A 20,121-nucleotide genomic window follows, 5' to 3' on the forward strand; every position below is an offset into this window, starting at 1 on the left:
CGCTAGTTTCGGTTGCGGTTAACTTTGATCACATCAGGCATGATACGGATCTTGCGCATAATGTTTGCCAAATGGATGCGATCGCGCGTGGTTAAGCGGATAAAGGCGCTGTAGACCCGGCCATCTTTCTCTTCGGTATTCAGGCTTTGAATATTAGACTCGGCTGCATTGATAGCCGCCGTCAGGTTGGCCAGCGCACCCTGATGATTGAACATATCCACTTTGATTTCAGCGATAAATTCCTGCTCGGTTTCCATATCCCACTCTACCGCCATGAATTTCTCGGGCTCTTTCTGGTAGCCGCGGATATTACGGCAGGATTCATGGTGGATCACCAACCCTTTGCCAGGGCTGACGTGGGCGATAATGGGATCGCCCGGAATAGGTCGGCAACACTTGGCGAAGGTAATCAGAACGCCATCGGCTCCTTTGATGGCCAGATTACGTACGCCGGAAGAGACCCCAAGGCTGGAGTGATCGCCCTGTAAATTCTTCGCAATGACCACGCTCATGGCGTTGCCAAGGCCGATTTCTGCCAGCAAATCATCCAGCGTGGCCAGCTTCATGCGTTCCAGCTCGTGCTGGATATTTTCCTGCGGTACCTCAGAAAGCTTACGGCTGCCACCCAGTGCGTGGTTAAGCAAACGGCGGCCCAGGCTGACAGAGTCGTCACGCTTGAGGTTTTTCAGCATCTGGCGGATTTTGGCGCGCGCTTTTGAACTGACAACAAAGTTCAGCCAGGCTGCGTTAGGCCGTGCCCCTGGCGCGGTGATGATTTCCACCGTCTGACCACTGGACAGCGATTGCGACAGTGGATACGGCTGGCGATCGACGCGTGCGCCAACGCAGGCATGGCCGATGTCGGTATGCACCGCATAGGCAAAGTCGACCGGCGTGGCGCCCGCAGGCAGTTCAACAATGCGCCCTTCAGGGGTGAAAACGTAAATCTCGTCTGGGAACAAATCGGATTTTACGCTTTCGATAAACTCAAACGAGCTGCCAGCACTCTGTTGCAGCTCCAGAAGGCTCTGCATCCAGCGCTGAGCGCGAATTTGTGCGGTGGTGCCGGTGGTTTCGCCCGGTTCCCTTTCTTTATAGGCCCAGTGCGCAGCTACCCCCATCTCGGCCATCTGATCCATATCTTCGGTGCGGATCTGGACCTCAACCGGCACGCCGTGCGGGCCGATCAACGAAGTATGCAGCGACTGATAGCCATTGGCTTTGGGGATGGCGATATAGTCTTTCACCCGGCCTGGGCGTGGCTTATACAGGCTATGCGCCTGCCCAAGAACCCGGTAACAGGTGTCGACTTCTTTCACGATCACCCGGAACGCGTAAATATCCATAATGGAATGGAAACGCTGTTCTTTCAGGTGCATCTTGCAGTAGATGGAATAGAGGTGCTTTTCCCGCCCGCTGACGCGGCAGGGAATCCCCGCTTCGGTCAAACGCCCTTCAATCTCGGAAAGAATCTTCTGGATCATCTCCTTACGGTTACCGCGCGCGGCTTTCACAACGGCTTTGATTACCCGGTAACGGTTCGGATAGAGCGCCTCAAAACCCAACTCTTCCAGTTCGGTTTTCAGATGATGAATACCCAGGCGGTGGGCTAGCGGGCTGTAGATTTCCAGCGTTTCACGTGCGATACGCCGCCGTTTATCGGGGCGCAGCGAGCCGAGAGTACGCATGTTGTGGGTGCGGTCAGCCAGCTTGATCAGCACGACGCGGATATCCTGCACCATCGCCATGATCATCTTGCGGAAGTTTTCCGCCTGCGCTTCTTTCTTATTCTGGAATTTCAGCTTGTCGAGCTTGGATACGCCTTCAACCAGTTCGGCAACGCTCTTGCCAAACAGTTGTTCCATATCCTGATAGGTGGCCGAGGTATCTTCAATGACGTCATGCAGCAGGGCCGCCATCAGCGTCTCATAGTCGAGACGCATTTCCGCCAGAATACAGGCTACGGCAACCGGGTGAGTAATGTAGGGCTCACCGCTGGAGCGTGTCTGTCCCTCGTGAGCATCACGTGCAACAAGGTATGCCTGTTTGAGGCGTTTAATCTGCTCCTCAGGCAAGTAACGTTGAATCAGCAGATTCAGGCTTTCAAACAGGTACAAGGCAGACTCGCAGTCTAATTAACGACGACCTTCAGCAATCGCGGTAACCGCCTGAATCTCTGCGGCTTCCTGCTCTTGCTGCTCCTGGCGCTCACGCACATCGAGGATCTGGCTGTTGATCAGCCCTTCTTCGATTTCGCGCAGAGCGATAACGGTGTACTTATCATTCTCTTCAGGTACCAGAGCATCTTTACCACCGGTCTGGATTTGACGCGCCCGACGAGCAGCGACCAACACCAGGTCAAAACGGTTACCAATTTTCTCTACAGCGTCTTGAACAGTTACGCGTGCCATATTTGTGCTACTCCACAGGTGAAGAAAAGACTGGGCATAATACTGAAACTGTCTTCAGTCTGCCAATAGTTTGCTGATTAAAGCGTCATGCCGCAGCATTTGTCGGCCCAAACGCAGGCGTTCGGCGCGAATGATGGTTTTCAGATCGGACAGCGCCAGATCGAAATCATCGTTCACGATTAAATAATCATACTCCGCGTAGTGCGTCATTTCTGCAACGGCTTGGGCCATGCGCTTGGCGATCACTTCATCAGCGTCTTGCCCACGGCCCCTTAAACGGCGGCCCAGTTCTTCCTTGGAGGGGGGCAGGATAAAGATGCTGCGTGACTGCGGCATTTTGGCACGGATCTGTTGCGCCCCTTGCCAGTCGATATCCAGAAAAACATCGACGCCGGTCGATAGCACCTGCTCAATAGCCGCGCGCGACGTACCGTAATAGTTGCCGAACACTTCGGCGTGCTCAAGAAACTCATCCTGCTCAATCATACGGCGAAACTCGTCTTTGGAGACGAAGAAATAATGCTCGCCATGATTTTCACCCGGGCGGCTTGCGCGCGTGGTGTGTGAAACCGAAACCTGCGTGTCGTACAGCGGTTGCGTTTTTAACAAAGCCTGAATCAGGCTTGATTTCCCTGCGCCGCTAGGTGCAGAGACAATATAAAGCGTGCCTTGAGCCATGATGATGTTCGTTGGTAGCGGTTGATAAGCCAGTAACAGCAGATGTGTATTTTCTCCGCACAGTATACACGGCTAAAGCTCGGTATGCAGCGTTGGGTCGCATTTTGGCCGCCGCTTTCTGTTAAAAACAGAGGAAAAAAACCGATTTGCGCAGTGTATCTGGAAATTTTCGCTGTTTTCAGCAAATGCACATTCTTTTCTGGAACCTCTTTGCACTTTCGCATTTTAACCATCGCCAATACTGCTGCTTGTGTTTTTACTGCCGTGTACCAAGGAGGTGCACGATGTCGAGATACTGCAATCACATCAGGAATGTGCTGGTAGCCGTAGGGTGTTTGTATAGCGTGGCATGGGCTCAAACCTGCCCTGATTGGCGGCCAGAGAGGTTGCAACTGGAGATAACGGCATTAAATAGCCAGTTAGAACGCTGGGATGAGGCTTATTACCGTCAAGGCCTTAGCTTGGTTAATGATGAGATTTACGACAGCTCACTGCAGCAACTGCAACATTGGCGACATTGCGCGGGTAAGGTGCCATTGGCAGATGCTGGGCAAGCTTTACCCGCAGGTAAAACGCCGCATCCTGTTGCTCAGACCGGCCTGCGTAAATTGCCTGATCGCATTGCGGTGGCTCAGTGGATGCAAGGTCGCCGTGATTTGTGGGTTCAGCCCAAGGTTGATGGTGTGGCCGTTACGCTGGTTTATCAGCAGGGGAAACTGATTAGCGCCATCAGTAGGGGCAACGGGGAGCAAGGCGAAGACTGGCTGGATAAGGTTAAAGCCATTCCTGCGGTCCCTCAGGCATTGTCGCAAGCCCCTGCTCAGTTGGTGTTACAGGGCGAGTTGTTCCTGATGGTGAACGATCACCAGCAACAAACGGTCGGCGGGATCAATGCGCGGGCAAAAGTTGCCGGAATGCTGATGCGCAAGCAGCTTACCCCCGAACTGAAACAGCTTGGTCTGTTTGTCTGGGCATGGCCCGATGGCCCGCCAGATATGGCAGAACGTTTGCGACAGCTTACTGCCATGGGGTTTGCACTTTCTCCACAATACTCAAAACCGGTCAAAACGCTGGATGAAGTGGAGCAGTGGCGAACATTCTGGCATCGTAATTTCTTGCCGTTTGTGACTGACGGTATTGTGATCCATCAGGGGCGGGCCCCAGAGGGCCGCTACTGGCAGGCCAAACCCGGCGACTGGGCGGTTGCCTGGAAATACCCGCCCGCTCAGCAGGTAGCCAGAGTGACGGACGTTGAGTTTGCCGTAGGCCGTACCGGAAAAATTACCGTGGTGTTGCTGTTGGATCCGGTACGGATGGATGATAAGTGGATCCGGCGCGTAAACGTTGGTTCACTGTCGTTGTGGCAAAAATGGGACATTGCGCCGGGCGACCATATTGCTATCAGCCTGATGGGGCATGGTATTCCGCATCTTAATGACGTTGTGTGGCGTGCGGCGGATCGCCAGATTCCTACGGCCCCCAATCCTGAGGATTACCATCCGTTGAGCTGTTTTACCTTGCAGCCTACAGGGTGTCGTCAGCAGTTTCTGGCTCGTTTGGTATGGCTGAGCGGTGCTCGTGGATTAAATATCGGGGGCCTGAATGAGGCCGGGTGGCAATCGCTTATCGATCAAGGGCTGGTTGATGATTTACTTGACTGGATGGTACTCACCCCGGAACAGTTAAATGGCGTTCCGGGCATCGGAAATAAGCGCGCACAGGCACTGTATCAACGGTTTCTCCTGGCGCGGCAACAACCTTTTGAACGCTGGTTGATCGCACTTGGGGTACCGCTTTCACCCACTCAGGTTACTGGGGCGCAAGCGCAAAATTGGCAACAAATGCAGCGGATCGCGCCAGAGAAATGGCAGGAAGTGGCCGGCATTGGCGTTAAAAGGGCTAAGCAAATCCACAGTTTTCTGCAATCACCCGCCATGCTCGGGTTGGTGAACGCCTTGGCCGAGCAAGGGATCAACGGGTTCGAACCGTTACCCAATATGAGCAAGGGTGAATAACCTGATGTGCATTAATGGTCTGGATGCTGATAGTTAAATACCGGCAGGCCAAGGCGAAAACGCAAAGCCAGCAGACGGGCGCTAAGGCCAGCAGCCAGCGTGATGATTACCACCAGGTTATGTGGCAGGTTGAGGTGTTGCAGGCCGATATACAGCCAGGCGGCGGCGAAAGCAATACCAGCATAGATTTCTTTCTGGAAAACCAGCGGAATGCGGTTACAGAACATATCACGCAGTATGCCGCCGAAGACGCCGGTAATCACTGCGGCAATAGCGGCAATGATTGGACTATGTCCCATATCCAGTGCCACTTGTGCACCGATGATGGAAAATACAATCAGCCCGATGGCGTCCAGCACCAGAAACAGGTGGCGCAAATGGCGCATTAAGGGGGCCAGCCAGGTAGTTACAATCGCGGCGATAGCCACAATGACAATATATTCGGGATGTTTGACCCAGCTCAGAGGGAAGTGCCCCAGCAGCATATCGCGCACTGAACCGCCACCAATGGCGGTGGCTGAAGCGATAAAGATCACGCCAAACATATCCATTTGACGACGACCAGCGGCCAGTGCTCCGGTCATCGCTTCTGCAGTGATGCCAATGATATAAAGAACGAGCAGTAACATGGGATCTTCACAAGGTGGGAAATCAAGAATGCAATCGCCAGAGGGTAATGTTCGAGCGGCGAATGCGCTACTGAATTTTTCTAAAGGAGCTTGCTTCGAATTAGTTCATCTAATGATTAACATGTCTATATGACTTGTTTATTGGTTTTTAATTTTTACAGCATGCGAAGAGTGGATTAGATAATCATTGATAATTTCGCATGATGATTAATCACTATATGAAGGAAAGTGAAAATACGATGAAAAACATCTCAATGCTGGCAGCGGTTGCTTTAGTCGCTTTGATGTTGAACGGCTGTGTTGCGCCAGCCCAGCAGGCGGCACCACCAAAGTTGGCATCACCATGCAGCATTGGTGATCCGATGGTGCAAACCACGCTCTATTTCGGGTTGAATCGCCCTGTCGGGCCGACGATTAGCGCAGTGGAATGGCAATCTTTTGTCGATCAGCAGGTCACACCACGCTTTAAGGATGGGCTATCGGTATTTGATGCCAAAGGGCAATGGTTGGGGAATGACGGCAAATTAGCGCGAGAAAACAGCAAAGCACTGATGTTGATTCACACTCCGGGCATGGAAGTTGAACAGAAGATTGAAGCGTTGCGTACCCACTACAAACAGCAGTTTGTACAGGATTCCGTGATGCGTGTTGATACGCCGGTGTGTGTGGCTTTTTGATGAGTTTCCGGCTTGTCGCGGGTGCAACAAGCCGGAAACTCGTTTTAGAGCACCAGCCCGGTAACTGCCGCCGACAGCAGGCTGACCAGCGTTGAGCCGTAAACCAACTTCAGGCCGAAGCGTGAAACAACGTTGCCTTGTTGCTCGTTCAGGCCTTTGATGGCACCGGCAACGATGCCGATGGAAGCAAAGTTGGCGAAGGACACCAGGAAGACTGAGAGAATACCCAATCCGCGTGGTGACATTTCCGCTGCGATTTTTTTCAGTTCGATCATCGCGACAAATTCATTGGCAACTAGTTTGGTGGCCATAATGCTACCGGCCTGCAGCGCATCGCTTGCCGGGATCCCGATCAACCAGGCCAGCGGATAGAACACATAGCCCAGGATCTGCTGGAAGCTGATGCCGAAAATGGCTGCAAAGATGGCGTTTACCGCAGCGATGAGTGCAATAAACCCGATCAGCATGGCGGCAATAATCATGGCGATTTTGAAACCCGCCAGGATGTATTCCCCCAGCATCTCAAAGAAACTCTGGTCTTCATGCAGCTTGTTCAGCTTCAGTTCCGGTTCATCCTCTACCTGGTAGGGGTTGATAATGGAAAGAATGATAAACGTGCTGAACATGTTGAGGATTAACGCAGCGACTACGTATTGGGCGTCGATCATCACCATATAAGCGCCGACGATCGACATTGATACTGTCGACATGGCCGTGGCGGCCATGGTGTACATCCGGCGCGGAGAGATATCCGCAATGATGCCTTTGTAAGCAATAAAGTTTTCAGATTGACCAAGCACCAGGGTACTGACAGCGTTGAAAGATTCCAACTTGCCCATACCGTTGACTTTGGAGAGCAGCGTTCCTACCGCGCGGATAATCAGCGGTAAAATACGGAAATGCTGCAAAATACCGATCAAGGCAGAGATAAAGATAATCGGGCACAAAACGCCGAGGAAGATAAAGGATAAGCCTGCTTTGCTCATGCCACCGAACACAAAGTCAGAGCCTTGTGCGGCAAAGGTCAACAGGGTTTCAAAGAAACCGGCTACGTGCTTAATCACACCCAGACCGCTTTCCGAATGCAGAAAGAAATAGGCAAGAACCGCTTGAATCATCAAAAGCTGAATAATATAACGCGGGCGGATTTTCTTGCGATCGTTGCTGATCAATAACGCGAGGGCGATGATAACGACCAACGCCAAAAAAAAGTGCAGAATTTGCGACATAAACAGTCCGAGGAGCATGCAGGCTAGAAAAGAGCTACTTATACCTAATTTGCTGCCGCTCGTCAGCATGAGGGTGACCGGGGGAGTGTGGATCCGTCCCCCGGTTACTGGTTGTTAACTCAAATCAACATTTTTGCTGCCGAAGAACCAGGTGAAAATAAAACCAGCGGTGTAAGACACTAACAGCCCGGCAACGTAGACCATGATGCCTGCATAAATGCCCTGCGCAGAGGTCATCAGTGGAATAGATACGATGCCAGAAGGACCAAAGACGGTGTTGAGACCAACCGGCAATCCCAGATACGCAATCATCCCGATGAAGAACCCACCAACGGCACCCCCGAGACAGGCGGTGATAAAAGGTTTCACTCTAGGCAACGTCACGCCATAAATCAGTGGTTCACCAATGCCAAGAATACCTGGAATGATGGCACCCTTGATCTGGGTACGCAGCACCGAGCCTGCTTTTGCTCTGGCGAACAGCGCCATTGAAGCACCCACTTGCCCGCCGCCAGCCATGGCCAGGATCGGAAAGAGCGAGTTGAAACCCTGCGCATCCATCAAAGCGAAATAGACTGGAACAAACCCCTGGTGAATACCGAACATAACCGCCAGCAGGAACAGACCTGCCAGAACGGCGCTGCCAAACGGGTTGCCATTCAGGTGTAAGAACAGCCACGACATTCCTTTAAACAGTTCCCCTCCAACTGGCATGATGACCACGAAAGTCACCGCGCCCATAATCAGCAGAGTAATGACTGAGGTCAGTATCATATCCAGATTATCGGGGATAAATTTACGTACCGTCCGTTCGACCCAGGCTCCCATAATCGTGGCAATCAGCACGCCGATAATGCTGCCTCTAGGATCGATAGGTAAGCCAAAGAAGTTATCGATGCCGGAGTAGTAACCCACTTTGGCATCAGGTACGTAACCCAGAACAAACAGCGAAGCGATGATGGCTCCATTCACTCCGGTACCGCCAAAGGCTTTTTGTGCATTATGGCCGATCAGAATACTCAAGAAGGCAAACAGGCCTTTACTGAATACTTTCATATAGCCAATGGCGCTGATTAGCCAAGGATTAGGGGATTCAATGCCAATCACCATGCTTTGTTCGAGCAGGGTCGCAATCCCCAGCAGCAGCCCTGCGGCAATAAAACCGGGGATCAGCGGGGTAAAGATGGTAGCAAACTTGCTGAAAAATTGATGAACAGCGCTGCTTTGCTTGGATTTGAGCTGCTTTTTATTCTCCGAAGCGATTGCATTAAGATCTTTAGGCGCGTCAGCGGTGTTCTGCTCAGTACGGCTCAGCAAGGTATTCATCATTTCAGCGGCGGTTTGTGCCTTGCCGGGGCCCAGGACGATTTGCAACTGATCGTCCCCTTCAATCACACCCATCACGCCAGCCATTTTTTTCAACGCATCGCGGTCTACCTGCTCTCTGTCCCTCAGGGTCAGGCGCAGCCGTGTCATGCAGTTACCGCAAATAGCAATATTATTGCTACCGCCAACATGACCCAAAATTTGTTCGATCATTGCTTCATTGATTTTCGCCATCGGATTGACGTCCTGTTCCTGATAAGACTGCGCGGATAAAACCGTTATTGTGTTTTAAAATTGTGCTGGCTTCGGTGGCCGAAAGGTTGGCCAGTATCATGACGATCGCCGTTTTACAGTGGCGACCGCATGCGTCTAAGGCTTCGGAGGCACGCTGATAGTTGCACGCCGTTGCCTGCATGACGATATTAATCTGGCGTTGAACCAATTTGGCGTTGGTGGCTTCAACATCCACCATCAGATTGCCATAAACTTTACCGATGCGGATCATTGCCCCGGTGCTCAACATATTGAGCACCAGTTTTTGTGCCGTTGCCGCCTTCATGCGTGATGAACCGGTAACCACTTCGCTCCCTACCACCGGCTCAATAGCAATATCGGCCAACCGACTCATTTCACTGTTCTGGTTACAGGTCAGAGATACTACGGTAGCACCTTGAACGCGGGCATAACGCATGGCCCCGATAACATAAGGTGTGCGCCCACTGGCGGCGATGCCAACCAGGACATCGTTGGCGTTAAAGTGCAGGTCGCGCAGATCCTGTTCCCCTAGCGCTCCGTTGTCTTCGGCGTTTTCTACGGCCTGTAAAATGGCGGTATTTCCCCCCGCGATCAAACCGATCACTTGCCCACGAGGGGTACCATAAGTTGGCGGGCATTCGCTGGCATCCAAAATGCCCAAGCGCCCAGAAGTCCCCGCACCACAGTAAATCAGGCGGCCACCTTGGGCGAAGGCCGCGCTTATGGCGTCTACTGCTTGCGCCACCTGTGGCAAAACGCGCTCAACCGCGAAAGCAACTTTTTGGTCTTCAAGATTAATCACCTTGAGCATCTCTAGCGTCGACAAGGTATCAATATTCTTACTGGCTGGGTTTCGGCTCTCGGTAACCAGAGTAGATAAATCAATTTTCATTGTTGTCTCGGCGTATATTCGAATATGTTGGAATAATTAATTCCAACAATAACTAATTCAACAAATATTTTATTTTTATGATGATTATGTGACCGTTATCAACTTACCATGCCCCCCTGTTTATACCCAGGTTGTTTTTAGGCACTGGCAGCGTAAGATAACCTAAGTAGATGCTGATTTTTGCTGATAATGTGAGTCACCACCGCGATGAGACATACGCAGAAAATAATTCATAACAAAGAGTTATTCACCCCTGGCGAGCGTAAAATCGCCGATTATTTGTTAGAGAACCCCGATAAGCTGAAGCAGCTTTCCTCACAGAGTTTGGCAATGATTCTGGGGGTAAGCCAATCAAGCATCATTAAGTTTGCTCAGAAGCTGGGAATGAAGGGTTTTACTCACTTAAAAATGGTTCTCATTGAGGAATGGGGGCAACAGGCATCAGAGCAGAAACTACAAAGCTCGCACATTCATAATGGTATCAACAGTAATGACAGCTTGCCCGATATCGCCGAAAAGTTATTTCTGGAAAAACAGCAAGCGTTGCGCGACACCACCGACAGCCTTGATTTTGCCCAGTTGCAGCAGGTGGTATCACATATTCAGGCCGCTAAACGCGTTCAGATTATCGGGGTAGGTGGCTCCTCGCTGATCGCTAAAGATCTCGCTTATAAGCTGATGAAGATTGGCTACTCGGTTATGAATGAATTAGACAGCCACGTGCAAATTACGGTGGCCCAATCCTTGAGCCCGGTGGATGTGCAGATCATCATTTCATTTTCCGGTAAGCGCCGGGAGATACTCATTGCCGCAGAGGTCGCCAAGCAAAGGGGGGCAACGCTGATTGCTATCACTTCCTTGCAGCACAATCCCCTAAGGGAACTGGCGGATTATACGCTGGATACTATTGCTGATGAGACGCGCTGGCGCAGCTCGTCGATCGCCGCCAGGACGGCGCAGAATACCATCATCGACCTGCTGTTTGTCAGCCTTATGCAGCAGAACAGTGAAGAGAGCCGTCATTTCATTCAGCAGAGTCAGACGCTGGTTGAGCAATTGAGTAATAAATAGAGGCTCTAGGTCTCTCAATGTTTGCCTGAGATATACGCCATTGGTTATCTATTGTTGGCTCTGGTGTTCTATAATGATATGAATCTAATGATAAAAATCATATCACATGAAGTTGCTTTATTAGCTTAATAGATAAATAAGGAATATAACGGTTACGATAAGTTAATAGAAAAGCCTTAACTATCGTTATGCAATGTGACCTACATCAATGCGTGATTCTTAGAAAAATTTATCTTGTCATCTGAGGTCAGCTTGGTTTACAAGTTGTTCTTCTGTTATGGAAAGTTAACGCATGTTAATTATCGTTTATTAGCCACATGTTGGTATAGAGATAAATTCAGAGGAATGTAGTTATGCCATGGAGTCATGAGATTCAGCAGGCAATTACTTTGCTACAGGCATGCCAGCGTCGTAATGCGGATAATCTTCCTTGCCCAGCCAGAGGCGATGAGCCAGGAGCAGTTGGTACCTGCGCTGACAAAATTATGCCATCAATTATCTTACTCAATGCTTTTGCCGATGTGTTTCCACAGCACCAAGAATTACACCGTATTGGTACGGTTCTGGAAGCTCAGGGCCTCATCCCAAAACTGTCCCAAGACGAGAGTTACAGCGAGAGTGCATTGGCGTATCTGCGCACGCTGATTGCCCCATAAAATAGGCGTGTCGGCTAAAGGGGGATACCTTTTTGTATATTAGCCTATGCTAAAAATTTTAACTGTGGTTACTCGATGGTGAATGATTACCTGTAACATGTAAAACATGTACCATTATGTTTACGGCAGTGATACTGATATGATGAAAATATGTCAGTACATGAGGCGGATTACTGAATACAATGTTTTTTAGCGATAAGCGTTAATAGATGGATATTTATATTATTAAAATTAGTCAAAAAATTCTTTATGCTAACTTACAGCAAAAACAGCCCGCTGAGTGCAATGCGGGCTTTAGGTTTTTTGCTACCTAGCAATATTTATTCAATATTCTGGATCTGTTCGCGCATTTGCTCAATCAGCACTTTCAGCTCAATGGCAGAGGTGGTGATATCGGCATTAATGGATTTCGAAGCCAGCGTGTTCGATTCACGATTGAACTCCTGCATCATAAAGTCGAGGCGGCGGCCAACGGCTTCTTTCTTCTTCAGGATGTTATGTGTTTCTTTTACATGTGCTTCCAGGCGATCCAGCTCTTCAGCAACGTCGATACGCTGTGCCATCAGCACCAGCTCTTGCTCCAGACGGGTGTTTTCTAACTGCACCTGTGCTTCTTCCAGCTTGCTGACCAAGCGTTCACGCTGCCATTGCAAGACGTTTGGCATTTGTGCCCGCACTTTGGCTACTTCGGCACTCACGCCCGCAAGACGTTGTTCGATAAGGGCTTTCAGCGCCGTACCCTCGCTTTCGCGTGCGGCAATGAAATCATCCAATGCCCCTTCCAGTGCCTCCATCAATTGCGCACTGATGGTGTCCAGATCCTGCTCCTGAGCGGACATCACGCCCGGCCAGCGCAGTACGTCGATCGGGTTAATTTCCCCTTCGTCGCTTTGCATCTTGACCCAATTGGCGGCTTCAACCAGCTGTTTCGCCAGTTTTTCATTCAGGATCAGCGAGCTTTGCGCGCTGGGATCGAGTTCGAAACGCAGGTTGCATTCCACTTTGCCGCGTGTCAGGCGGCCACGGATACGCTCGCGGATCACCGGCTCAAGGCTGCGGAATTGCTCTGGCAAGCGGATGTAGGTTTCTAAGTAGCGTTGGTTAACGGAACGCAGCTCCCAAGCTGCGCTGCCCCATTCACCCTTGATTTCACGCCGGGCGTAGGCGGTCATGCTGCGGATCATTGATGCGTACCCGTAATAGGAAAAGATGCAATGATTATAGCGTTGCGCCTGCGGCCAAGATAGGCATAACGTCACTAAGCCCGTATAATGCGCAGCCAATCGTTGATAAGAAGCCGGAGAGAGCCCATGCGTCCTGCAGGCAGAGCACCACAACAAGTTCGCCCCCTGACATTGACCCGTCACTATACGAAACACGCTGAAGGTTCAGTGCTGGTTGAGTTTGGCGATACCAAAGTTTTGTGCACCGCCACGGTTGAAGAGGGCGTTCCGCGCTTCCTGAAAGGCCAGGGGCAGGGTTGGATCACGGCAGAATACGGTATGCTGCCGCGTTCTACCCACAGCCGTAATGCCCGCGAAGCCGCCAAGGGCAAGCAGGGGGGCCGCACGCTGGAGATCCAGCGCCTGATCGCTCGTTCGCTGCGCGCGGCGGTGGATTTGAAAAAGCTCGGCGAGTTCACCATTACTCTAGACTGCGACGTGTTGCAGGCTGATGGTGGCACCCGTACTGCCTCTATTTCTGGGGCCTGTGTGGCCTTGGCCGATGCGCTTAACGCATTGGTGGCCGCTGGCAAGCTGAAAGCCAATCCGATGAAAGGGTTGGTGGCGGCGGTTTCGGTGGGGATCGTTAACGGCGAAGCGCTGTGCGATCTGGAATACGTTGAAGATTCCGCCGCAGAAACCGATATGAATGTGGTAATGATGGAAGATGGCCGCATGATCGAGGTGCAAGGCACCGCCGAGGGCGAGCCGTTCAGCCATGATGAGTTGCTGGCGCTGCTGGCACTGGCCCGAGGGGGCATCGAAACCATTTTCCAAGCGCAGAAAGCGGCGCTGGCAGATTGATTTTCTAAGGCGACGGAGAAGTCGCCTTTTTTACGCCCGGCGATCGGGCGGCAGTAAGAAGAACAGACCAGACGAGGAGAAGTAGTAATGAAAGCCTATCAGCGCCAGTTTATCGAGTTTGCGCTTAACAAACAGGTATTGAAATTCGGCCAGTTTACCCTGAAATCCGGCCGCGTCAGCCCGTATTTCTTTAATGCCGGCCTGTTTAACACCGGGCGTGACCTGGCGCTGTTAGGGCGTTTCTATGCCGAAGCCTTGGTCGATTCTGGCATTGATTTCGATCTGCTCTTCGGCCCGGCCTATAAAGGGATCCCGATTGCCACTACCACCGCGGTAGCGCTGGCAGAACATCACGATCGCGATGTGCCGTATTGTTTCAACCGCAAAGAGGCCAAAGATCATGGTGAAGGCGGCTTGCTGGTGGGCAGCCCTTTACAGGGGCGCGTGATGCTGGTGGATGATGTGATCACGGCGGGCACGGCAATCCGTGAATCGATGGAAGTGATCAGCGCCAATAATGCCAGCCTGGCGGGGGTGTTGATTTCCCTCGATCGCCAGGAACGTGGCCGTGCTGATGTGTCGGCAATTCAGGAGGTGGAACGTGATTATCACTGCAAGGTGATTTCCATTATTACCTTGAAGGACTTGATTGCGTATCTGGAAGAGAAGCCGCAAATGGCGGATCATCTGGCTGCGGTGCAGGCGTATCGCGAGCAATACGGTGTTTAATATGACGACGCCGGGCATCATAACCCGGCGTCATTCTTGTCTTGCATGTTGCTGTGGTAGCAATTATTGCAGTTGTGCCGCCAACAATGGCCAACGCGCATCGAAATCTTGTGTTGGCCGATAGCGGAATTCAGAACGGATATAGCGCGACAGCATACCTTCACAAAAGGCTAATAACTGGCTGGCCAGCAGTGTCTCATCCACGCTAAAACCTTTGCCTTCGCGCAATTTCCGCTCTTTCAGTACCTGGCGCAGTTGTGCTTCGATGCGTTCAAACAACTGGTTGATTCTGCCCTGCAGACGGTCCTGTTCAAACATCAGCGCGTGCCCGGTCATGATGCGTGTCAGGCCCGGGTTGCGCTCGGCAAACCCGAGAATCAGCAACAGAATCAGGCGCAGGCGGTTGAACGTCTCTTTCTCATCCTGCAGGATCAGATTGATGCGCGATATCAGGCTGTCTTCGATAAACTCGATCAGGCTGTCAAACATCCGCGTTTTGCTAGGAAAATGCCGGTAGAGGGCAGCCTCAGAGACACCAACGTTTGCGGCGAGTTTTGCGGTGGTAATGCGCTGGCTGCCGTCGCTGGATTCCAGCATCTGGGCTAACGCCTGTAGTATTTCCTCGCGCCGATTCCTTTTCGTATTTTCTTTCTCTGCCATGTTTGATTAGACCTTTGCTAAAACGGTATATACCCCTGTGTTGCAATCCATTGGGTATAGATTCTTAAGAACCCAAACACTGGCCGCTGTAAAGCAAACGTTAAGCGGCTTATGTCATCGTTTGTTATGGTGTTTGGGCCAATGGTCTTTTCAACCATTATTCTCTATGCGATCGGATGTACGGTATTCTCGTTACCGGGCAAACCATGCCATAGAGACGTCCTTCTCTCTGGCACGGCAAGAGTTCAGGTAGTATTTCCTGCTGGCCATAATATTACGGGTTGAACTTAGTGGCGGCCTGAATGGCCAAAACCACCGGCACCACGTTCGCTGCTGCCGAATTCGGTGACCAGATTGAATTCAGCCTGCACTACCGGCACAAATACCATCTGTGCAATGCGCTCACCCGGTTCAATAGTGAAAGATTTTTGACCGCGGTTCCAGACGGACACCATCAACTGGCCCTGATAATCTGAATCGATCAGCCCCACCAGGTTACCCAGCACCACGCCATGCTTATGGCCTAACCCTGAGCGGGGCAGGATGACTGCGGCAAGATCGGTATCGGCGATATGAATGGCCAGGCCGGTAGGCAACAAGGTGGTTTCACCCGGCGCCAACTCAACCGCGTTATCCAGGCAGGCGCGTAGGTCAAGCCCGGCAGAGCCAGGAGTGGCATAGGTCGGTAAAGGGAAATCCTGACCGATACGTGGGTCGAGGATCTTAACGTCGATTTTTTTCATCATAACGGCTGACTATCTCGTCTAGTAAACGTTGGCCAAGGAGTGCCTTGTCGCTGTGCGGAAGGCGTTTTTCTCCATCCTGCCAAAAAAGATGCAGGGCATTGGTATCACTGTTGAAACCGTGCTCCGCAAGCGATACATCGTTAGCGCAGATTAAATCCAGCTTCTTCCGCGCCAGTTTTTGTCGCGCGTATTCTTCCACATTCTGGGTTTCGGCAGCAAACCCGACAACAAATGGACGATTTTTGCTCATTGCAGCAACGCTGGCGACGATGTCGGGGTTTTTTATCATCTTGAGGGTAATTTCATCACCCTGTTTTTTGATTTTTTCATCGGCAACCTGTGCTGCACGGTAATCCGCCACGGCGGCACAGCCGATAAAAATGTTCTGCTGCGCGGCATGTTGTTGCACGGCGTGTGCCATTTCCAGCGCGCTGATCACGTCTACACGCGTTACCCAAGGCGGCGTTGGCAGGCTGACCGGCCCGGCCACTAGCGTAACCTGTGCGCCGCGAGCTGCCGCCGCGCGGGCGATGGCGAAACCCATCTTGCCGGAGCTGTGATTGCTGATAAAACGCACGGGATCCAGCGCTTCGCGCGTGGGGCCTGCGGTGATCATAATCTTTAAATGTTTCAGATCCTGTGGCGCAGAGAAATAGCCGTTGGCCAGCTCAACGATGTCCAGCGGATCCAGCATACGGCCAGGCCCGACGTCGCCGCAGGCCTGGCTGCCACTGTCTGGCCCCCACAGCAACATACCACGCGCCTGCAGGGTGTGCAGATTGGCCTGCGTGGCTGCGGCACGGTACATCTGCTGGTTCATGGCCGGTGCTGTGGCGATCGGAGCCGGGGTTGCCAGGCAGACCGTGGTCAGCAGATCGTTAGCCATACCGGCGGCAATGCGCGCCAGCAGATCGGCAGTCGCGGGTGCCAGGATCACCAGATCGGCCCATTTACCCAGTTCAATATGGCCCATGGCGGCTTCTGCGGCGGGATCCAGCAGATCATCAGCAACCGGATAGCCAGAAACGGCCTGCAACGTGAGCGGTGTGATAAAGGCTTTTGCCGCAGCTGTCATGACGACACGCACCTCAGCGCCTCTGTCGCGCAGGCGACGTACCAGTTCAGGGCATTTATAGGCAGCAATGCCGCCGCTGATGCCAAGCACAATATGTTTGCCCGAAAGTCCCGTCATCATGATGGTCCGTTTGAAAACCGAAAGATGCGGCATTTTAGCATAACCGTTGGCGAGGTGAGCGATTCTGCTGTGTATGCAGCCAGTTACATTCCACTCTGCGCAATACTTCGCAATGTTATCAATCACCTGTCGCGATCCATAATGCCGCATGGCATGCTTGGTTGATTGCTGGGAGGTGGTGATGAGCAGCCAGGATATGTCGTTATGGCCGGGAGAATTGGCTCCAAGAGAGAAATTGATGCGTGACGGCGCGGCGGCGCTGTCAGACGTGGAACTGTTGGCGATCTTCCTGCGCACCGGTTTACCCGGTATTCACGTTTTGCAACGGGCTGAACAGCTACTGGCTCATTTTGGTTCGCTGTACCACCTGATTTCGGCAGACTACGCACAATTTACCAGCCAGAAAGGGTTGGGCAATGCCACCTATGCGCAGTTGCAGGCGATTTCGGAGTTGGCTCTCCGGCTGTTTTCTGGCCCGCATTTGTTGGAAAACGCGTTGCTGAATCCGAAAGTCACCCAGCACTATCTGCACAGTTTGCTGGTTCATCATGAACGTGAGGTGTTTTTAGTGTTGTTTTTGGACAATCAACACCGGGTTATTCGCCATCAGGAGATGTTTGCTGGTACCATCAGCAGCGTCGTCGTACACCCGAGAGAAATTGTGCGTGAAGCGTTGAAGGCTAATGCAGCCGCCATCATTCTGGCGCATAATCACCCTTCGGGTAAGGCTGAACCCAGCCACGCCGACCGTTTGATAACCGAGCAAGTGGTGAATGCCTGCCGGTTATTGGAGATCCGAGTGCTCGATCATTTGGTGATAGGCCGGGGTGAATGTGTCTCTTTTGCCGAGCGCGGATGGCTTTAAGCTATTTTTTCGCGATCCTTGAGGGATCTTTAGCTGTTCGGGACTTGAGCACTTACGCTTCAGAGCGTATACTACGCCACCTTTGAGAATCTTGGGTTTGGCGTTAAGAGCCTATCTCAGCAGGTTTCTAACCTGATGTGTAGTTTCTGACCTGATGACGAGAGTCTCCTCAGTATGAAGTTTGCTGAGATGGGCTCTAAAAGCCTGACGAGGCGGCCATACCCTATACGAAGCTCGAGCTGATTTGATTTTTGGAGAATAGACATGTCCCGAGTCTGCCAAGTTACTGGCAAGCGCCCGGTGAGCGGTAACAACCGTTCCCACGCAATGAACGCGACCAAACGCCGTTTTCTGCCTAACCTGCACTCACACCGTTTTTGGGTTGAGGCTGAGAAGCGCTTTGTAACTCTGCGTGTATCTGCTAAAGGTATGCGTGTTATTGATAAGAAGGGTATTGAGATGGTCTTGGCCGATCTGCGTGCCCGTGGTGAGAAGTATTAAGGAAAGGAACTGAATCATGGCTAAAGGTGTTCGCGAGAAGATCAAGCTGGTTTCTTCTGCTGGTACTGGTCACTTCTATACCACCACGAAGAACAAGCGTACTAAGCCGGAAAAATTGGAACTGAAGAAATTCGATCCAGTTGTCCGTCAACACGTGATCTACAAAGAAGCTAAAATCAAGTAATTTTAGTGGATTAATAAAAACCCGGCCAAGGCCGGGTTTTTTGTTATCTAAGATTGAGGTATCTGAAAGGGAGCGCGATATGCCTGAATTACCAGAAGTCGAAACCAGCCGCCGCGGCATCGAACCTTACCTTGTCGGGCATCATATCCAGTATGCGGTGGTGCGTAATGCCCGCCTGCGTTGGCCTGTCTCTGAACAAATCCTGGCGTTGAGCGATCGGCCGGTGCGCAGCGTGCAGCGCCGCGCCAAGTATCTGTTGATCGAGCTGGATTACGGTTGGATTATCGTGCATCTGGGGATGTCTGGCAGCTTGCGTATGTTGGTGGAAGAAACTGAAGCCGGCAAACACGATCATGTCGATCTGGTGATGAGTAACGGCATGATCCTGCGCTATACCGATCCGCGTCGTTTCGGTGCCTGGTTGTGGTGTGAAGATCTGGCAACGAGCAGCGTGTTGGCCCATCTTGGCCCTGAACCGTTGAGCGAAGCGTTCGATGGCAACTATCTGTATGAAAAATCACGTAATAAACGCACACCGATCAAACCCTGGCTGATGGATAACAAGCTGGTGGTGGGGGTGGGGAATATCTACGCCAGTGAATCGCTGTTTACCGCCGGGATCCTGCCCGATCGCCAGGCCAGTTCACTGAGTCAGGCGGAGGCAGACCTGCTGGTGGCGACCATCAAGGCAGTATTGCTGCGTTCGATTGAGCAGGGGGGTACTACGTTGCGCGATTTTCTGCAATCAGACGGCAAACCAGGCTATTTTGCGCAGGAATTGCAGGTGTATGGCCGAGCAGGTGAACCCTGCCGCGTATGTGGAACCTTGATTGAAAGCGCCAAGCACGGGCAGCGCAGCACCTTTTTCTGCCGCAGCTGCCAGCACTGATTACTCTGCGGCGAGCTTTTCCATCAATGCCTGGGTGACGACATCCGGCAGGAATGGCGCAATGTCGCCACCATGGCGTGCCACTTCTTTCACCAGCGTAGAAGAGATAAATGACCACTCTTCGGATGGCATCAGGAACACGCTTTCAAGCTGAGGCATCAGATGGCGGTTCATATTCGCCAACTGCAATTCATATTCAAAATCAGACACTGCACGCAGCCCGCGCACCAGAATATTGGCGTTCTGATGGGCGGCAAAGTGTGCCATCAACTCGCTGAAACCGAGCACTTCCACATTATCCAGATGTGAAGTGACCTGCGTCGCCAGTGCCACGCGCTCTGCTAAAGTAAACAGCGGCTTTTTGCTCGGGCTGGCGGCAATCGCCAGAATCACGTGGTCAAACATCAATGAAGCGCGGGTCACCAAGTCCAGATGGCCGTTAGTCATCGGGTCGAAGGTTCCTGGGTAGATGGCTTTGCTGCTCAT

Annotated in this window: 22 protein-coding genes; 10 read left to right on the top strand and 12 right to left on the bottom strand. The window is 51.9% G+C overall.

Annotated features, from left to right (window positions below; genetic code table 11):
• Positions 1–2: 2 nt before the first annotated feature.
• The 3 genes from spoT to gmk are packed head-to-tail and all read right to left on the bottom strand — an operon-like array spanning position 3 to position 3,089.
• Complete coding sequence (spoT, locus tag BMI79_RS20110) at positions 3–2,117, bottom strand: bifunctional GTP diphosphokinase/guanosine-3',5'-bis pyrophosphate 3'-pyrophosphohydrolase (RefSeq protein WP_076943931.1); 2,115 nt, start codon at positions 2,115–2,117, stop codon at positions 3–5.
• 18 nt (positions 2,118–2,135) lie between these two features.
• Complete coding sequence (gene rpoZ / locus BMI79_RS20115) at positions 2,136–2,411, bottom strand: DNA-directed RNA polymerase subunit omega (RefSeq protein WP_024482945.1); 276 nt, start codon at positions 2,409–2,411, stop codon at positions 2,136–2,138.
• A 54-nt stretch (positions 2,412–2,465) separates the two neighbouring features.
• Positions 2,466–3,089 carry a guanylate kinase gene (gene gmk / locus BMI79_RS20120; RefSeq protein ID WP_076943932.1) on the bottom strand — a complete coding sequence of 208 codons (624 nt, stop codon included), beginning with the start codon at positions 3,087–3,089 and terminating at the stop codon, positions 2,466–2,468.
• 284 nt (positions 3,090–3,373) lie between these two features.
• On the opposite strand from gmk, the gene ligB reads away from it, so the two are divergent.
• Positions 3,374–5,104: an NAD-dependent DNA ligase LigB gene (gene ligB, locus BMI79_RS20125; protein WP_076943934.1), complete on the top strand. Its 1,731-nt coding sequence runs from the start codon at positions 3,374–3,376 to the stop codon at positions 5,102–5,104.
• An 11-nt stretch (positions 5,105–5,115) separates the two neighbouring features.
• Here the strand turns inward: ligB and BMI79_RS20130 are convergent, their stop codons facing one another.
• The gene (locus tag BMI79_RS20130) at positions 5,116–5,733 is read right to left on the bottom strand and encodes a trimeric intracellular cation channel family protein (protein WP_076943935.1); all 618 of its coding nucleotides are present in this window, start codon (positions 5,731–5,733) and stop codon (positions 5,116–5,118) included.
• Positions 5,734–5,972: 239 nt separating this feature from the next.
• Here BMI79_RS20130 and BMI79_RS20135 point away from each other — a divergent pair, with 239 nt between their 5' ends.
• Positions 5,973–6,410, top strand: a complete 438-nt coding sequence (locus BMI79_RS20135) for a DUF3574 domain-containing protein (RefSeq protein WP_076944023.1) — start codon at positions 5,973–5,975, stop codon at positions 6,408–6,410.
• 44 nt (positions 6,411–6,454) lie between these two features.
• On the opposite strand, the gene BMI79_RS20140 is transcribed toward BMI79_RS20135, so the two are convergent.
• The 3 genes from BMI79_RS20140 to murQ all read right to left on the bottom strand — a co-directional run bounded on the left by BMI79_RS20140 (position 6,455) and on the right by murQ (position 10,112).
• Positions 6,455–7,639: a NupC/NupG family nucleoside CNT transporter gene (locus BMI79_RS20140; protein ID WP_076944024.1), complete on the bottom strand. Its 1,185-nt coding sequence runs from the start codon at positions 7,637–7,639 to the stop codon at positions 6,455–6,457.
• Positions 7,640–7,753: 114 nt separating this feature from the next.
• On the bottom strand, positions 7,754–9,199 hold the full coding sequence (gene murP, locus BMI79_RS20145; RefSeq protein ID WP_076943936.1) for a PTS N-acetylmuramic acid transporter subunit IIBC: 1,446 nt from the start codon (positions 9,197–9,199) through the stop codon (positions 7,754–7,756).
• Positions 9,183–10,112, bottom strand: a complete 930-nt coding sequence (gene murQ / locus BMI79_RS20150) for an N-acetylmuramic acid 6-phosphate etherase (protein WP_076943938.1) — start codon at positions 10,110–10,112, stop codon at positions 9,183–9,185. The genes murP and murQ overlap by 17 nt, the downstream gene beginning before the upstream one ends.
• Positions 10,113–10,319: 207 nt before the next feature.
• Here murQ and BMI79_RS20155 point away from each other — a divergent pair, with 207 nt between their 5' ends.
• Complete coding sequence (locus BMI79_RS20155) at positions 10,320–11,183, top strand: SIS domain-containing protein (RefSeq protein ID WP_076943940.1); 864 nt, start codon at positions 10,320–10,322, stop codon at positions 11,181–11,183.
• A gap of 353 nt (positions 11,184–11,536) precedes the next feature.
• Positions 11,537–11,839 carry a hypothetical protein gene (locus BMI79_RS23675; RefSeq protein WP_125828856.1) on the top strand — a complete coding sequence of 101 codons (303 nt, stop codon included), beginning with the start codon at positions 11,537–11,539 and terminating at the stop codon, positions 11,837–11,839.
• A gap of 320 nt (positions 11,840–12,159) precedes the next feature.
• Here BMI79_RS23675 and BMI79_RS20160 read toward each other — a convergent pair whose 3' ends face one another.
• Entirely contained in the window at positions 12,160–13,023 is an 864-nt protein-coding gene (locus BMI79_RS20160) for a YicC/YloC family endoribonuclease (RefSeq protein ID WP_076943941.1), read from the bottom strand.
• 126 nt (positions 13,024–13,149) lie between these two features.
• Between BMI79_RS20160 and rph the strand changes: the two genes are divergently transcribed.
• Positions 13,150–13,866 (top strand): ribonuclease PH, encoded by a 717-nt coding sequence (gene rph / locus BMI79_RS20165; protein ID WP_076943943.1) that lies wholly within the window; start codon positions 13,150–13,152, stop codon positions 13,864–13,866.
• 87 nt (positions 13,867–13,953) lie between these two features.
• Positions 13,954–14,595: an orotate phosphoribosyltransferase gene (gene pyrE / locus BMI79_RS20170; RefSeq protein WP_076943944.1), complete on the top strand. Its 642-nt coding sequence runs from the start codon at positions 13,954–13,956 to the stop codon at positions 14,593–14,595.
• 63 nt (positions 14,596–14,658) lie between these two features.
• On the opposite strand, the gene slmA is transcribed toward pyrE, so the two are convergent.
• The 3 genes from slmA to coaBC form a co-directional block, all read right to left on the bottom strand.
• Positions 14,659–15,255: a nucleoid occlusion factor SlmA gene (gene slmA / locus BMI79_RS20175; RefSeq protein WP_037400165.1), complete on the bottom strand. Its 597-nt coding sequence runs from the start codon at positions 15,253–15,255 to the stop codon at positions 14,659–14,661.
• 287 nt (positions 15,256–15,542) lie between these two features.
• Positions 15,543–16,001 (bottom strand): dUTP diphosphatase, encoded by a 459-nt coding sequence (gene dut / locus BMI79_RS20180; protein ID WP_076943946.1) that lies wholly within the window; start codon positions 15,999–16,001, stop codon positions 15,543–15,545.
• Entirely contained in the window at positions 15,979–17,196 is a 1,218-nt protein-coding gene (coaBC, locus tag BMI79_RS20185) for a bifunctional phosphopantothenoylcysteine decarboxylase/phosphopantothenate--cysteine ligase CoaBC (protein WP_076944025.1), read from the bottom strand. Before coaBC ends, dut begins: the two co-directional genes overlap by 23 nt.
• Before the next feature lie 181 nt (positions 17,197–17,377).
• Here coaBC and radC point away from each other — a divergent pair, with 181 nt between their 5' ends.
• The 4 genes from radC (at position 17,378) to mutM (ending at position 19,635) form a co-directional block, all read left to right on the top strand.
• Positions 17,378–18,061, top strand: a complete 684-nt coding sequence (gene radC / locus BMI79_RS20190; protein ID WP_076943948.1) for a RadC family protein — start codon at positions 17,378–17,380, stop codon at positions 18,059–18,061.
• A gap of 264 nt (positions 18,062–18,325) precedes the next feature.
• The gene (rpmB, locus tag BMI79_RS20195) at positions 18,326–18,562 is read left to right on the top strand and encodes a 50S ribosomal protein L28 (RefSeq protein WP_076943949.1); all 237 of its coding nucleotides are present in this window, start codon (positions 18,326–18,328) and stop codon (positions 18,560–18,562) included.
• Between the two features lie 16 nt (positions 18,563–18,578).
• Complete coding sequence (gene rpmG / locus BMI79_RS20200; RefSeq protein WP_004392084.1) at positions 18,579–18,746, top strand: 50S ribosomal protein L33; 168 nt, start codon at positions 18,579–18,581, stop codon at positions 18,744–18,746.
• A gap of 79 nt (positions 18,747–18,825) precedes the next feature.
• The gene (gene mutM, locus BMI79_RS20205; RefSeq protein ID WP_076943950.1) at positions 18,826–19,635 is read left to right on the top strand and encodes a bifunctional DNA-formamidopyrimidine glycosylase/DNA-(apurinic or apyrimidinic site) lyase; all 810 of its coding nucleotides are present in this window, start codon (positions 18,826–18,828) and stop codon (positions 19,633–19,635) included.
• Here mutM and coaD read toward each other — a convergent pair whose 3' ends face one another.
• The gene (gene coaD, locus BMI79_RS20210) at positions 19,636–20,121 is read right to left on the bottom strand and encodes a pantetheine-phosphate adenylyltransferase (protein WP_076943951.1); all 486 of its coding nucleotides are present in this window, start codon (positions 20,119–20,121) and stop codon (positions 19,636–19,638) included. It lies immediately after the preceding gene.

It is taken from the genome of Serratia oryzae (assembly GCF_001976145.1).
Classification (GTDB): Bacteria; Pseudomonadota; Gammaproteobacteria; order Enterobacterales; family Enterobacteriaceae; genus Chania; species Chania oryzae.